General features: G+C 42.6%; 14 protein-coding genes. 9 read left to right on the top strand and 5 right to left on the bottom strand.

The window, feature by feature from the left end; all coding sequences use genetic code 11:
- Nucleotides 1–50: 50 nt before the first annotated feature.
- Nucleotides 51–527 carry a MarR family winged helix-turn-helix transcriptional regulator gene (locus ACULLH_RS04760; protein ID WP_454087579.1) on the top strand — a complete coding sequence of 159 codons (477 nt, stop codon included), beginning with the start codon at nt 51–53 and terminating at the stop codon, nt 525–527.
- On the top strand, nt 524–1,855 hold the full coding sequence (locus ACULLH_RS04755; protein ID WP_454087578.1) for a S41 family peptidase: 1,332 nt from the start codon (nt 524–526) through the stop codon (nt 1,853–1,855). Before ACULLH_RS04760 ends, ACULLH_RS04755 begins: the two co-directional genes overlap by 4 nt.
- Nucleotides 1,856–1,939: 84 nt before the next feature.
- On the opposite strand, the gene ACULLH_RS04750 is transcribed toward ACULLH_RS04755, so the two are convergent.
- From ACULLH_RS04750 to nirB, 5 genes are read right to left on the bottom strand one after another with little or no spacing between them, the layout of a single operon-like run.
- A complete protein-coding gene (locus ACULLH_RS04750) occupies nt 1,940–2,305 on the bottom strand; it encodes a DUF7009 family protein (protein WP_454087577.1) in 366 nt (121 codons plus the stop codon).
- A gap of 6 nt (nt 2,306–2,311) precedes the next feature.
- Nucleotides 2,312–4,162, bottom strand: a complete 1,851-nt coding sequence (locus ACULLH_RS04745) for a type IV pili methyl-accepting chemotaxis transducer N-terminal domain-containing protein (RefSeq protein WP_454087576.1) — start codon at nt 4,160–4,162, stop codon at nt 2,312–2,314.
- Nucleotides 4,163–4,191: 29 nt separating this feature from the next.
- A complete protein-coding gene (locus ACULLH_RS04740) occupies nt 4,192–4,782 on the bottom strand; it encodes a DUF4202 domain-containing protein (protein WP_454087575.1) in 591 nt (196 codons plus the stop codon).
- A 15-nt stretch (nt 4,783–4,797) separates the two neighbouring features.
- Nucleotides 4,798–5,175, bottom strand: coding sequence for a nitrite reductase small subunit NirD (nirD, locus tag ACULLH_RS04735; RefSeq protein ID WP_454087574.1), 378 nt, complete (start codon nt 5,173–5,175; stop codon nt 4,798–4,800).
- Nucleotides 5,176–5,221: 46 nt separating this feature from the next.
- On the bottom strand, nt 5,222–7,723 hold the full coding sequence (gene nirB / locus ACULLH_RS04730; RefSeq protein WP_454087573.1) for a nitrite reductase large subunit NirB: 2,502 nt from the start codon (nt 7,721–7,723) through the stop codon (nt 5,222–5,224).
- A gap of 127 nt (nt 7,724–7,850) precedes the next feature.
- On the opposite strand from nirB, the gene cobA reads away from it, so the two are divergent.
- The 7 genes from cobA (at nt 7,851) to ACULLH_RS04695 (ending at nt 15,217) form a co-directional block, all read left to right on the top strand.
- A complete protein-coding gene (gene cobA / locus ACULLH_RS04725) occupies nt 7,851–8,627 on the top strand; it encodes a uroporphyrinogen-III C-methyltransferase (RefSeq protein ID WP_454087572.1) in 777 nt (258 codons plus the stop codon).
- 249 nt (nt 8,628–8,876) lie between these two features.
- A complete protein-coding gene (locus tag ACULLH_RS04720) occupies nt 8,877–10,262 on the top strand; it encodes a CmpA/NrtA family ABC transporter substrate-binding protein (protein ID WP_454087571.1) in 1,386 nt (461 codons plus the stop codon).
- A 21-nt stretch (nt 10,263–10,283) separates the two neighbouring features.
- Nucleotides 10,284–11,390, top strand: coding sequence for an ABC transporter permease (locus ACULLH_RS04715; protein WP_454087570.1), 1,107 nt, complete (start codon nt 10,284–10,286; stop codon nt 11,388–11,390).
- 11 nt (nt 11,391–11,401) lie between these two features.
- Complete coding sequence (locus ACULLH_RS04710) at nt 11,402–12,241, top strand: ABC transporter ATP-binding protein (RefSeq protein ID WP_454087569.1); 840 nt, start codon at nt 11,402–11,404, stop codon at nt 12,239–12,241.
- Between the two features lie 11 nt (nt 12,242–12,252).
- Nucleotides 12,253–13,080 carry an ABC transporter ATP-binding protein gene (locus ACULLH_RS04705; RefSeq protein ID WP_454087568.1) on the top strand — a complete coding sequence of 276 codons (828 nt, stop codon included), beginning with the start codon at nt 12,253–12,255 and terminating at the stop codon, nt 13,078–13,080.
- A 28-nt stretch (nt 13,081–13,108) separates the two neighbouring features.
- Entirely contained in the window at nt 13,109–14,410 is a 1,302-nt protein-coding gene (locus ACULLH_RS04700; protein ID WP_454087567.1) for an alginate export family protein, read from the top strand.
- Nucleotides 14,411–14,533: 123 nt separating this feature from the next.
- Nucleotides 14,534–15,217 carry a response regulator transcription factor gene (locus tag ACULLH_RS04695; protein WP_454087955.1) on the top strand — a complete coding sequence of 228 codons (684 nt, stop codon included), beginning with the start codon at nt 14,534–14,536 and terminating at the stop codon, nt 15,215–15,217.
- Nucleotides 15,218–15,354: the final 137 nt, after the last annotated feature.

The following is a 15,354-nucleotide window of genomic DNA, read 5'->3' as shown; positions in this document are numbered from 1 at the left end:
GATTATATAAAAATTTAAAATTACTTGATATATCAATTATATTTGTATCAATGATACATACCGCTACAACATCCAGATTAGAGCATGTGCTTTTTTATATACTGGAAAAATCCATTAAATCCTATCGCCAGTTTGCCCAGCGCAATCTGAAAGAAGTCAATAAGGACATAACCATTGACCAATGGTTGACCCTAAAGACCATATATGACAATCCCAATATTAGTCAACGTGAAATAGCTGAGACCATTTTTAAGGATGAAGCTTCTATTACACGCATGATCGAGTTGTTGGTCTCAAAAGGGTTTTTGTTAAGATCCTCCCATTCTGAAGATAGGCGTAGGTATGGTTTGGAACTGACGCCATCTGGAATGAACGCCCTGGAAGAGGTTATGCCGATTATAATGCAAAATAGGAATACTGCCCTAGAAGGGTTAAGCATGAAAGAGATAGAAATCTTGAAAAATCTCCTGAATAAAATCATCATCAATTGCACAGATATTAAACATCAAAAAACGAAACAGTCATGAAAAAAATCTCAATTCCATTCATTGTCCTTGCACTCGGAATTTTCTACCAATCCCTTGCCCAAACCACTGTAAAGAAAGTCTCCGCAAATGAACAAAAGGAAGTTATCGACTCCATAACAACGATTCTCGGGTCCAGTTATGTTTTCCCAGAAGTTGCTTCAAAAATGAATGCACATTTGTACGATAAGCTCAAACAGGGGGGCTACAAAAATGTCGATGACCCGGATGAGTTTGCCCAGATCCTTACCGATGACCTTCAATCTGTCAGCAAAGATCTTCACCTACGCGTGCGTTTTGATCCTGAAGGAATCTCTCAAAGAAGAAACGCTTCGCTTTCTGCCGAAGATAGTATTGCCTTCGTGGAAAACAGATTAAAGAGAAATAGGGCCCGCAATTATGGCTTTAAGGAAGTTCGCATTCTAGACGGAAATATTGGATATCTCAATCTATCAGGATTTTCCAACGTGGATGCGGAGTCTGGAGCAGCGGCCCAGGCCGCCATGAATTTTTTGAGCAATGTCGACGCCTTAATCATTGACCTTCGGGTAAATGGCGGCGGAAGCCCTTCCATGATACAACTTATTACAAGCTATCTTTATGATGAACATCCCGTTCATTTAAACAGCTTTTACAATAGACCGGAGGATTCCCATTCGCAAACATGGACCCTGCCCTACGTCCCAGGCAAACGAAGTCCAAACGTGGATGTATATATACTGACAAGTTCCAGTACCTTTTCGGCAGCCGAGGAGTTTAGCTATAATCTCAGAAACTTGGAACGTGCAACTCTAATAGGTGAAGTTACCGGTGGAGGTGCGCATCCCGGGGGAACCCAAATCGCTACAGATCGGTTCACGGTTTGGACCCCAACCGGTCGGGCAATCAATCCAATCACCAATACCAACTGGGAAGGTGTAGGAGTTAAACCTCATATTGAGGTATCAGCAAACGATGCCCTAAACGTGGCCAAGATTACGGCCTTGGAGACTCTTGTCGAACGTGCTGGAAACAACACTGACTTTCATTTACAATGGGCCCTTGACGGATACAAGGCTGAAAACACTTCAGTTACGGTCGACAAATCCATACTTAAATCCTATGCTGGAGATTATGGCCCTCGAAAGATACGTTTTGACAATGGAAAGCTCTATTACCAAAGGGAAGGTAATACCCAATATGAACTTATACCAATGACCACGAGCATGTTCCGAATTGATGAAATACCCTATTTCAGGATTAAGATGCTTGAAGAGGATGGCAAAATAGTAGGGGTTCAGGGCTTGTACAGTAATGGAAGAACCGATAAAAGCGTGAAATCTGGGAATTAGAGATGGTGGTCAATGGTGAGTGTCAATGCAAGATCCTGTTTTTTTAGACCTTAATTTCATCAAACACCTCTTTTAGGCACATATTTATTGCAACCTAGGGTTCGGGTAGTTATCTGATTGGTCCTCGATAGTGTTATCCAGACAAGTAAAGTCCTTTTCAACCAAAATAGAGAGGGCAGAAGTGTCATTCCAATCTATGGAATTGCTGTACCCTACCCTATTGTTAGTAGCCCATGTCAATAATTCCTCTTGTGGCATATAAATGGTAATGCCGTTATTTACAAAATCTGCCTCCAATTCAGAGATTCCGGATTTGCCTTTAAGGGCATAGGTCAGGACATTACTTGCAAAATTCGTGGTCTCTTCGTAAAACCCCTCCTTACAGAATGTTTCCACTTCAGTCTTGGTCAACCTAAACCGAACCGAATTACCTTTGATCCTTATTTTCATGCTCTTTTAGTTTGATTTGTTCAAAACAGCTTTATCAACTTTATAATTGATGGTGACCCTAGTACCCTCTCCTGGAATCGAATTAATAAACAAGCGTCCATTAATATAATTTATGCGTTCCTTCATAAAAAAGACACCCATACCTCCCTCGCTATTCTTTTTGGCAACCTTATCCAAAACCGAAGGATCAAACCCTTTACCATCATCATCAATTACCACACTTAAAAGTCCATCAGCATGATTGATGGTCACGAGAATATAATTTGCCTCAGCGTATTTTATGGCATTATTGACCGCCTCCTGGGTCACGCGATAGATATTTGTTTCGGCCAGGGAATCGAAGCGGATGTTCTTCTCTGTTTTGTTCTCATACAAAATATTTTTGCCCGTGAGCTTGCTCAATTCTACTGTCATTTTTTGAAGCGCTGGGAAGATTCCATGATCCTCTAATTCCGGTGGGGTAAGGTTGAAGGTGGCCGTTCGGACACCCTTGATTAAATCAGAAGCAAGTGTTTTCAAATAGGCAATTTTCTCTTTGCTCTTTTCCTTCTGATTCAAATTAATGGACTCAATATTGAACTTTAACGCGGTCAACATTTGCCCAATTCCATCATGTATATCCTTTGCTATTCGCTTCCGTTCCTCTTCCTGCCCCTCCACTATTTGACTGGCCTGCAATTGCTTTTGTTGCATTCGCTCCTCATAGTTCTGTTTGGTGAGCTCCTCAATTTTTAATTGGTTCTTCTTGCGTTCTGTAATATCAGAGCACAATATCAGCACACTTTGTTCCAAGCTGGACTGGTGCATGGGTATAATGGACATGTCCAACCATAAATATTTGCCTTTTTTGGTTTTGATTTCAATCTCCTCGGTGCGGATGCTTTTACGTTTACTGGTCAAAATTTCCCGTAGATACTGTTGTTGTCCTTCATCCTCGGTTAGGATTTCGGCTAGTGGAAGATTCACTTGGGTTTCGGTACGTTCCAACAGCCCCAAAAACTTTTTGCTGATGAAGACTACAGTTCCATCCTTTCTGGTACTGGCGAAAAGTGCCGCATTGTCGATTACAAAATTAAGTTCTTGCAATTGTTGTAAAGAGCGTTCTTTTTCCTCGAAAAGACGTTTTACTTCGGAAGCTGTATTGTCCGATTTTATTTGGCTCTGAATCAATTTGGAAATGGTTTCCCTTATCTGAATGGAAAGTGGTCGAAAGATAAGAACCACTTCTAGAAATAAGATCAACAATGAAATTGCAAGCAGTCCATACTCCTTTAATTTGAGCTTTTGTAATTTTTCCTTGCTCTGGGCATCATACTCATTTACTATGGCGTCCATTTTGGTCAAAAAGGCCTGCTCATTATTCAAAAGTACTTGCAACTGCCCATCATAGGAAGGAGGAACAAGGCTTAGGCCCCCACTATCCCCAAGTATATTTTCTGCCGCTTCGACCATGGTTTCATGGTGGGGATTCAAATCCTTAAACAGATCCAGGATTATTTTATTTTCTTCCTTTGGAAGGCCAATACTATCGTTTCCGTTTTGGAGCCCATCATGAGAAGTTTTCCAAACAAAAAGTGTATGTTCCAGGTCATTTCGGATGCTTTGGTACGCGACCTCGTTGCCACTTGCATTCTTTAACAGCAGCACCTCCTTGACCAGTTTTTGACTAAATGCCCTTTGCCTACCAGCTACATTGATAACTCGTGAATCGTTTAATTGTGAATTCAGGTGTTGCTGAATCAGAATTTGCGCAACGATAATCGTCAAGGCTATGGTCGCCAAAGCCAACAAGTACCACTTTCTAACCCTTAAAAAAGTAGCTGTGTCCAGCGCTTGTTGTTGCTTGTGGTTTTCCATGTCCATCAGTGTTAATCTGATTTTGGCAATTAGCCCGAAATCGCTTTGGTTACCAACGCATGTGCTGTTTTTGAAAATGATAATTGCAGGGCCGCCTGCTGGCCTTTTTCAGACATTTTCCGCCAAGTTTTTTGTAGAATGTCCACAAGTTTTGCCTCTTCATGTTTATGGGCAAAAGGCTCAAAATAATGTTTGAGAAATACCAAACACACCGCATCTTCAAGAGTTTGGGTCTCCTCATTTCTTTTTAGCTGTTTCTTCAGAAGTAAAAATTCAACTTGTCCTATGGTTTCCTCATCATAGCCAACCTCTTCCAAGATTGCTTTTGCCTTGGATACATGGAACTTTTTTAGTTCTTGGCGCCATTTTAAATATCCTGTACGGTTCATTTCGTAATTATCCCTAGGAATTCCCCATCGGCAAATGTGCTGGCATCGCGCTGCAAGCTTTAGTGCTTCTGAGGCATCTGGCGCAAAGGCATTAAGGGTCTCTGTCATTCTAAGCGCATACAGCACTTCCTTGGGGTAGGTTTGTCCCTCCGCCATTTCAGTATTGGGGTCATGGCTGTTGGCCTCATCAAAAAGACGAAAAGCTTCATCCAATTTCTCTGTATTTCCCATATATCCCTTTATATGTCATTCGGAAAAACCAATATACACAAAGTTCTCCTCAATCTTGATGGGATAAGTGGCAATAGCATCTAAGTCTCCGTTGAGATTCTCTCCTGTTTTCAATGAAAAGGTTTTCTTGTGCAACGGGCAGGCTACTTTAGGGTGTTCTCCTTCTACGCCCACCATTCCTCTTGATAGGACCATTTCCATTTTATGGGGACATAGGTTTTGACAGGCATACCATTCCCCTTTTCGGGTAAAATTGAATACCGCAATCTGCTTGTCCTTATATTTTATGCAAGCTCCGCCATTCTTCGGGAATTTGGATGTTTCGGCTGCTTTGAACCAAACGGTTACCTCTTCAAGTTTGGTTGCTTCGTATATGTTCAATTCTGATATCATAATTCAAAAATTTTGCGGTTGTCTGAAAAGGTAGACTCTTCAATGATTAGGTCCAGGCTTTGGGCATTTTTTGTCCGCGCATGGGCACAAACTCAATATTACTATCCTCTTCTTCAGAATTTACAAAGTGGGTATATCGTGCTCGGATTTCTGGGGTTTCCACCGCCTCTTTCCATTCACATTTATAGGTATCGGCATAATGTTGCATTTCCATATCCAACTCCTCTGCGATGCCCAGAGCATCATTGATAACCACGTTTTTCAAATAGGTAATTCCACCTTCGAGTTTTTCCAACCAGGCTGCAGTTCGCGTCAATGGAGTAGCAGTTTTGATATAGAACATCAAGAAGCGGTCTACATATTTAACAGCAGTTTCCTTGTCCACTTTTTCCGCCAATAATTCGGCGTGTTTTGGATTCGCACCACCATTACCGCAGACATAAACATTCCATCCACCTTCAACCGCGATAAATCCAAAATCCTTACATCTAGCCTCTGCGCATTCCCGAATGCATCCTGAGACCCCCCCTTTCATCTTATGGGGCGAGCGGATGCCTTTATAGCGGTTTTCAATTTCAATGGCAAAACTCACGCTCTCATCCATTCCATATCGGCACCAAGTAGAGCCGACACAGCTTTTTACGGTTCGTAGCGCTTTCCCATAGGCATGTCCACTTTCAAAACCTTCCTTGATCAATTCCTCCCAAATCAATGGAAGTTCATGTAATTGGGCCCCAAACATGTCTATACGTTGTCCACCAGTGATTTTGGTGTACAGGTCATATTTCATTCCGATGCGCCCTAGGGCTATGAGCTGTTTTGGGGTGATTTCCCCACCGGCCACCCTAGGCACCACCGAATATGTTCCGTTGCGTTGGATATTGGCCAGGTAACGATCATTGGAATCTTGAATGGTTTCTTGTCGATTGGCCGTCTCATTATAAACACTTGCAAAAATGGCGGCCACTGCCGGTTTACAAACTTCACAGCCATCTCCATGACCCACCGTATCGAGCAGTTCATCATAATCTTGAATGTTTCGAAGCTTTACGATATCATAGAGCTCTTGTCGGGAATAATCAAAGTGCTCGCAAATACGAACTTTTACGGTCTTACCCAGTGCTTTCAAACTTTCAGTTACCAAATCCGCCACCATGGGCTTGCAACCTCCACAGCCGGTAGTGGCCTTCGTGGCCTTAGCCACACTTTTGACACTTTCATGTCCGTCCTCGGTTACCGCGCAACAAACTGCCCCCTTGGTAACAGATTCGCAGGAGCAAACCACTGCCTCATCGGGTAAATCCATAACGTTCCCGATCGCAGCTCCTTCACCTCCCCGAGCTCCTAAAATCAAATCTTCTGGATTTTCAGGTAAGGGCATTTCATTTTGTTGAAGCTGGAGAAGCATATTGTAATCCGCTGCATCTCCTACCAAAATACCTCCCAACAGTTTTTTTCCATCCCTGGAAACGTTGATTCGTTTGTAAAGTCCCAGAAGTTTGTTTTCAAATACAATGGTATGTGCTTCTTCCTCTGTTGTAAAGGGATTTCCAAAACTGGCCACATCAACTCCGATGAGTTTCAATTTGGTCGACATATCAATGTGTTCCGCCATTAAGGTCTCTGCTCCCACAATTTGGTCCAGGGCCACTTGCGCCATTTCATAACCTGGGGCCACCAACCCGTAAATCATTTCATTGTATAGGGCCACTTCACCTATGGCAAAAATATCGGGATCTGAAGTACGCATGGTCTGATCCACCACTATTCCGCCTCGAATGCCGGTTTCAAGATCGCAAGTTTTGGCCAGCTCATCCCGGGGTCTAATTCCCGCCGAAATAATGAGCATATCCACATTCAAAGAATCTCCTTCAGAGAATTCCATTCCCTGGATACTGCCATTTCCCAAAATTTGCTGGGTAGCCTTGTTCAAATGTACTTTGATGCCCATTTCGTTCATTTTGGATTCCAAGGCTTTGCTCCCGTCATCATCCAATTGTCTGGGCATCAATCGTGGGGCAAATTCAACCACGTGGGGTTCAAGACCCATATCTTTAACGGCTTTTGCTGCCTCAAGCCCTAAAAGACCTCCTCCCAGGACAGCAGCTTTGCTTCCTTTAATCCCAGCAGCGTAGTGCATGGTCTGTTCAAGATCCTCAATAGTTCGGTATACAAAAACCCCTTTCTTATCAACTCCCTTAATGGGTGGCACAAAAGGTACAGATCCTGTGGCCAACACCAGATAGTCATAAGCAATGACCTTATCACTCAAAGTAGTCACAGTTTTGTTATCCCTGTGAATATCAACTACACGTTCATTTGTATGGAGCTCTATGTTATGTTCATCGTACCACGATCTAGGCGCCAAGGTCAATTGTTTAGCATCTCCATTTTCAAAAAACTCACTAAGATGGACGCGATCGTAGGCCACTCTCGGTTCTTCTCCAAAAACAATGAGCTTAAAATTCTTGTAATCCCCATGAGCCACAAACTTCTCGCAGAATTTGTATCCCACCATTCCGTTTCCAATAACCACTACCGTTTTCATAATTGTATGCTTCAATTAAAACTGAAGTACAATATTACGTATATTTACGTAGTTTATCATTAATTATATGAGAATAATTACGTATTCTTGTTGTCGAATTGATAAAAGAGCACTATCCTAAATTACAATGATGCAATACACAAAAACTCCCGAAGTTTCTTTAGTCGGCGCAGGTCCCGGAGCCAAGGACCTAATAACCATAAAAGGTTTGCGAGCACTACAAACCGCCGACGCTGTTTTATATGATGCCCTTATTGATATGGACCTGTTGGATGAAGCTCCCGCAGGGATTCCGAAGATATACGTAGGTAAACGTTGTGGAAAACATTATGCAAAACAAGAAGAAATCAATGGCCTACTTGTTGATTATGCCCTTAACCATGGCCATGTAGTTCGTTTAAAGGGAGGAGATCCCTTTGTTTTTGGCAGAGCTTCTGAAGAAATCGCCCATGTGGAGTCTTTTGGTATTCCCGTTACAGTTATTCCAGGAGTTTCAAGTGCGATTGCCGTTCCAGGAAATCAAGGCATCCCATTAACCCAGAGGGGGATTGCCAGTAGTTTTTGGGTGATGACGGCCACAAAAAGAGACGACTCTTTTTCCGAAGACCTCATTTTGGCTGCAAAATCTTCCGCAACCATGGTCATTCTTATGGGGGTTCGAAAATTCATCGCTATTGCTCATGAAATAAGGAAATACAGAGGAGGTTTAACTCCAATAGCACTGATTCAAAATGGAACATTAAAGCACGAAAACTGTATTGTTGGCACCTTAAATAATACTGAAACCCTTTTTGAATCCGTAGATATTTCGCAACCAGGTATCATAGTGGTAGGAAATGTGGTCTCAGAACATCCTTCCTTTTTTGAAGATGATATTCAGCGCGTACTGAACTCCGCAATCTAAAGTATATATTAAGGAATACTTATACACTTACCCAAGAATCCAATCCATCTGTACAGATTCTAAAATTTCAAATTCAATAATTACGGGTCCTTTTTTTTGACAACTTCTAATTTTTGGAATCTAGGAATTTACATCCACGTAAAAATGCAGTTTCTACGTAATATTTTTACATTAACTACGTATTAATACGTAAATATTGCAGTAAGTTTGCTTCAATAATTATGTAACTCAATTTAAAACACACGTATTATGAAGTCAATCACAGTAAAAGCGCTTAGCACACTTTTCTTGCTTGCCGTTATGGCCTGCGGAGGAAAATCCGAGAAGAAATCAAAGGAAACAGCCCAAGCCGATATCCCGGCCGGCACACTGGAAATAGAGAAGCCCCAGTTGACTTTTGGATTTATAAAATTGACGGATATGGCCCCATTGGCTATTGCCAAAGAAAAAGGATTCTTTGAGGAAGAAGGACTGTTTGTTTCGGTAGAGGCACAGTCAAATTGGAAAAACGTACTGGATCGCGTCATCGATGGTCAATTGGACGGGTCACATATGCTATCGGGGCAGCCTATCGCAGCTGGAGCTGGATTTGGGAGGCAAGCAGAATTAGTAACTCCATTTTCCATGGATCTAAATGGAAATGGCATAACGGTTTCCAACGATGTGTGGTCCAAAATGAAACCCAACGTTCCCAAAGACGCTGATGGGAAACCGAAGCATCCTATCAAGGCAGATGCTTTAAAACCTGTGATTTCAGCATATAAAAACAGTGGAAAGCCTTTTAAAATGGGTATGGTATTCCCAGTTTCCACGCACAATTACGAAATCCGTTATTGGTTGGCAGCTGCTGGTATTCACCCCGGTATGTACACCGCGGATAATGTGCAAGGGCAAATTGATGCGGAAGTTTTACTATCGGTGACCCCTCCGCCACAAATGCCCGCCACTTTGGAGGCTGGTACTATTTATGGTTACTGCGTAGGCGAGCCATGGAACCAACAAGCAGTTTTTAAAGGTATCGGAGTTCCGGTAACTACCAACTACGACATCTGGAAAAACAATCCAGAGAAAGTATTTGTAATGACAAAGAAATTTGTGGAAGAGAACCCGAATACCGCTATCGCCGTGACCAAAGCCCTGATTCGTGCCGGAAAATGGCTGGATGTTCCAGAAAATCGTGCCGAAGCTGTAAAGATTCTCTCTATGCCTCAATACGTTGGCGCCGATGAAGTGGTTTTGGCCAATTCCATGACAGGAACCTTTGAATTTGAAAAGGGAGACAAGCGCTCCATGCCCGATTTCAATGTATTCTATAAGTACAATGCCACCTATCCGTTCTATTCCGATGGTATTTGGTTTTTGACACAAATGCGAAGGTGGGGCCAGATTCCAGAAGCAAAACCAGCAGCTTGGTATGAGGAAACCATCAAGGATATCTACAGACCTGACATTTGGAAACAAGCGGCCGAACTCTTGGTTACAGAAGGCCATATTCCGGCCTCTGACATTCCCGTAACGGATGGATACAAGCCTGCCACAGCTGATTTCATTGATGGCAACACCTATGATGCAAAGGACCCTATCGGCTATATCAACAGCTTTGAGATTGGAAACAAAGACGATTCTTCGCTATAAAACACGGTAAAATTTACAACTATGAAGCAAAGTGTGACCGTAAGCAAAACCCAGGAACTGAAATTGGCCAGCGCTGCAAAGGCGATGCTATCCAAATTCAAGATCAAAACACCAAAATTTGATTTTAAAACGATTTTGAAGAAAGCAATTGTACCGCTTGCCTCCATTCTACTTTTTGTAGGGTTATGGCATATGGGTGCTAAGGCCCTTTTCAATGTGGAGGCCAATTTCAAGATTCAAAAAGCGTTGACGGATCAGGGACAGGAAGCGGCAGACGCCATGGCTGCGTGCATCGCCTCCGGTGATATTAGCTGTCAACCCAATACCCTACCCTCACCAGCACAGGTTTGGGAGTCCTTTAATACGCTAATTGCAGATCACAAAGTTATCAGTGCCGATAAATTAGCCTTCAAGGAAAAAACAGCGGCTTTAAATGAAAAGCGTATAGCAGAAGGAAAGGAGCCTATTACCTACACAGGTAGACCTTCCTTCGTAGATCAAATCTTTACAAGCTTGAAAACCGTTTTTGCCGGATTTGTCTTGGCATTCTTTATTGCGGTTCCGATAGGCATAGTCATAGGCTTAAGCGAGACATTGCGTAATTCCTTCAATTGGCTGATTCAGGTTTTCAAACCGGTATCACCTGTGGTATGGTTACTCTTGGTATTTATGATCGTGAAGACCATGACAAAGGATTCTAATTCCGATAGCGCCTTTATCATTTCCTTTATAAGTGTTGGACTTTGTGCCATGTGGGCCACTTTGGTGAATACCGCCATGGGGGTTTCATCGGTGGACAAGGATTACATCAATGTGGCCAAAGTGTTAAAACTAGGGCCCTTACAGAAGATTTTTAAGGTGATTTTACCTTCCTCATTGCCCTTGATCTTTACAGGACTACGCATTACCCTCTCTGTGGCGTGGATGGTGTTGATCGCTATTGAGCTGTTGGCACAAAGTCCAGGTTTGGGCTCATTTGTTTGGGAGGAATTCCAGAATGGCGCCAATGATTCCAACTCCAAGATCATCGTGGCAATGTTCATTATCGGCATCATTGGTTTCCTGCTTGATCGAATCATGCTGGCCATCCAGAATATGGTGTCTTTCAACAAAAATGCAAATGCTTAACATTTGAAGTTATGGCCTATTTAGAATTAAAAAATGTAAACAAAACCTACGGTGAAGGTAAAAATGCCACGGAGGTGTTGACCGGCATCAACCTTACCATTGAAGAAGGAGAGTTTGTGGCTATCGTAGGTTTTACAGGAAGTGGAAAGACTACTTTGGTGAATCTCATCAATGGGCTTTTGAAACCCACAAGTGGAGAAGTCCTTTTTAAAGGAGCACCTGTGATGGACACCAGCCATGATCGCGGTGTGATTTTTCAAAACTACTCCTTATTGCCTTGGTTGAGTGTGGGGCAAAACGTAGCCATGGCAGTAAAAGAAGCGTTTCCCAACCAGAAAAAGAAATTCATCAAGAAGCGGGTGGTACAATATGTTGAAATGGTAAACCTATCGCCGGCCATCAACAAAAGACCCAAGGAGTTGTCCGGAGGTATGCGGCAACGTGTGGCGGTAGCCCGAGCCTTGGCCATGAACCCCGAGATGATCATTATGGATGAACCACTAGGAGCCTTGGATGCGTTAACCCGTGGCAACCTTCAAGATGAAATCCTAAAAATTTGGAGTAAGGACAGACGTACCGCTTTGCTCATCACCAACGATGTGGATGAAGGCATTTATATGGCGGACCGTATAATTCCCTTGCGACCAGGACCGAAAGCGACTCTTGGACCTGAATTCAAAATTGATATTGACCGCCCTCGGGACAAAACCGAATTGAACGACAATCCGGTATACAAAAAAACGCGTAACGCCATTATTGAATATTTGATGGGGATAGGGGAAGAACGAAAAGCGACATCAAAAGAAATTTATGAATTGCCCGAACTGGCTCCCAAAAGCTTTGTGGCATAAAAACAACGAATATGGTACTGGAAGAAATCAAGGCAAAAGAATCACATGAAAACGGCATTTCATTTCCTTCGGACAAAGTTATGCTGGACCTGAAGGACTTGAAAAAAGTGTATCCCACCCCAAAAGGAGATTATGTGGTATTGGAGCATCTCAATCTTCAGATTCTGCAAGAAGAATTTGTAACCATCATCGGTCATTCCGGATGTGGAAAGACCACAATGCTGTCCATGATAGCAGGGCTTAACCCCATTTCAGGTGGCAACATTGCTGTTTTGGGAAATCCTATAAAAGGACCAGGTCCCGATAGAGGAGTAATTTTTCAAGCTCCAAGCCTAATGCCATGGATGACGGCATTGCAGAATGTGCTTCTGGGTGTCAATCGCGTTTTTCCCCATGCGACCAAAGCGCAGCGTAGGGATATAGCCAAATACTACCTGTATAAAGTTGGACTTGATGGAGCTTTTCACAAAAAGGCCAACGAACTTTCTCAGGGAATGCAGCAGCGTGTCGGTATAGCAAGGGCCTTTGCGATAAAACCCAAAGTGTTGTTGTTGGATGAACCTTTTGGCATGTTGGATTCACTGACAAGGGGCGAGCTCCAAGATATTCTCATCGAAATCTGGAATAAGGAGAAAATTACCGCAGTTATGATCACACATGATGTGGATGAGGCCATTTTCCTGGCTGATCGTGTGGTAATGATGACCAGTGGCCCAAGAGCCAAGATTGGTGACGTACTCAACATAGATTTTGAACGTCCCAGAACTCGAAAAGCGGTATTGGAACATGATGATTACTACAAATACCGCAAACATTTAATTGATTTTTTAGAACACTAAATCGAATAACCCGATAAAACTTAAAACTATGAAAAGAGGTTACATTACATTTATCCTAGTTACCCTATTGGTTCAATCTGCTATGCCACAATTTACTCTGGATGGACAATTCAGGCCAAGGGCAGAATATAGAAACGGATTCCAGACGTTGATTCCAGATGCAGCGGACGCTAGTTTCGCTATAAACACCCGCTCCAGGTTGAACGCAGGTTATGCCACTGAAACTTTTAAGGTTTTTATAAGTCTGCAGGATGTATCTGTGTGGGGTGAGAACGCACAGATCATACCGATAGATTCCAACGATTCATTTTCCATTTTTGAAGCTTGGGCTTCTTTGAAATTAGGGAGTAATTGGTCCACAAAATTGGGTCGACAAGTCATTTCCTATGATGACCAACGTTTCTTCGGAGGTTTGGATTGGGCACAACAAGGACGTAATCACGATTTGGCCAAATTGAGCTACAATGGTGAAAATTTCATATTTGATCTAGGTTTGGCCTTCAATCAAGACTTGGACGGAAATGGCGGCCCATTGTTCGGTTTCCAAAATCAGGGCACTGCCTATCCCGCCAACAATCCTTTCCAATACAAGACCATGCAATACGTTTATCTAAGGCAACAATGGGAACATTTCTCTGGAAGTTTCTTAGCTGTCAACACCGGTTTCCAGAATTTTGATGATGCAGACGTTGCTGATGGTGTAAACAGCACCTTTACATTGGGAACGCACCTCAACTATAATAAAGGAAATTTTGGCGCTGCTGCAAACGCATTTGTGCAAGGTGGAAAATTCTTCACCGGACTAGATATTAGTGGTGCATATCTTTTAGGTCTTGATCTTAGCTATAAGGCCAGCAGCTCCGTTGGCTTGGGACTGGGTGTTGAACTTATTAGCGGCGACGATACCTCCACGGCAGGTGAAACAGAAGCCTTTTTGCCCACTTTTGGAACCAATCATAAGTTCAACGGATTCATGGACTATTTTTATGTAGGCAACCACGTCAATTCCGTCGGACTCTTTGATATCCATGCCAGCGCCAACTTTAAGCTAGGTGAAAAATCAAGTCTATTGGCCAAGGTTCTTAATTTTTCAGGAGATCAAGATCTTCCCAGCGGGGAAACCTCCCTTGGCACGGAAATCGACTTGGTGTACACTCAAAAATTTAAAGGTTATGCCCTTAAAATCGGGTATTCCCATTTATTCCCTGCGGACGGTATGTACGAGTTAAAAGGAGTGGCCGAAGCCGATGCTGCCGACACACAAAACTGGGCATGGGCCATGTTGATCATCAAGCCGAAATTCTTTTCTACGGAGAAAAAGGAAAAATAAAGGAAGTACACGCACTTTGCTTCGACGGGGTTGTCTCAATATCATTGGGGCAGCCCTTCGCTTGTTTTAGACCAAGGATTTTTGATGGTGTTTCCATATCAGGAAATCGCTTATTTTTGTGCCATGGGGGATACCGTACTTCAAAAGACCATAAGTATTGTTTTGGCTGATGACCACTTATTGGTCCGCGATGGGATAAGAGCTTTATTGGAAGAAGAATCCAATCTAGAAGTGATAGGAGAAGTATCAAACGGATTCGAAGCCCTCGAAATGGTAAAAAGCCACACCCCTGACATTCTTATCATAGATATCCGTATGCCGCAAATGGGAGGCATAGAGGCAGTGGAACAGTTAAATGTGTCTGGTGGAACAAAAACCAAATGCATCATTTTATCCATGCACGATTCCGAGGAGTATATTCTAAAATCAGTGCAAGCTGGAGCGGCAGGTTACTTGTTAAAGGATACGGATAAAACTGAATTTATTAAGGCCATACATACCGTGCATGAAGGTGGCAAATACTTTAGTGGGGATATTTCAAACGTCCTTGTCAATAATTTACTCCATCCCAATTCTTCAGAAAAAAGTCAACCTAAAAAAAATAAAGAGACTCCCTTTGATCTTACTAACAGGGAGTTACAAGTGCTGCAGTTGGTCTTGCAGGGATTTACCAATAAGGAGATTTCTGAGAAACTGCAGAACAGTAAACGTACCATTGAGACCCATCGGTTCAACCTCATGAAAAAGATGGAGGTCAAGAACTTAATAGACCTATCCAAAAAGGCCGCAAAATACAACTTGACTTAGATTCCGATTCCTCAGTTTTCCTCTTCAATTATTATTGATTTCAAGATTAATAGGCCCCACTTTTGCCGTTTTATCACTACGTATTTATACGTAAATACCTAATTTTCCATCATCAAAAGCAACACAAGATTTTTGGT

The organism is Flagellimonas sp. 2504JD4-2, assembly GCF_053642935.1.
Note: the sequence above shows the minus strand (reverse complement) of the source record. Positions and strands in the feature narration are given on the sequence as shown.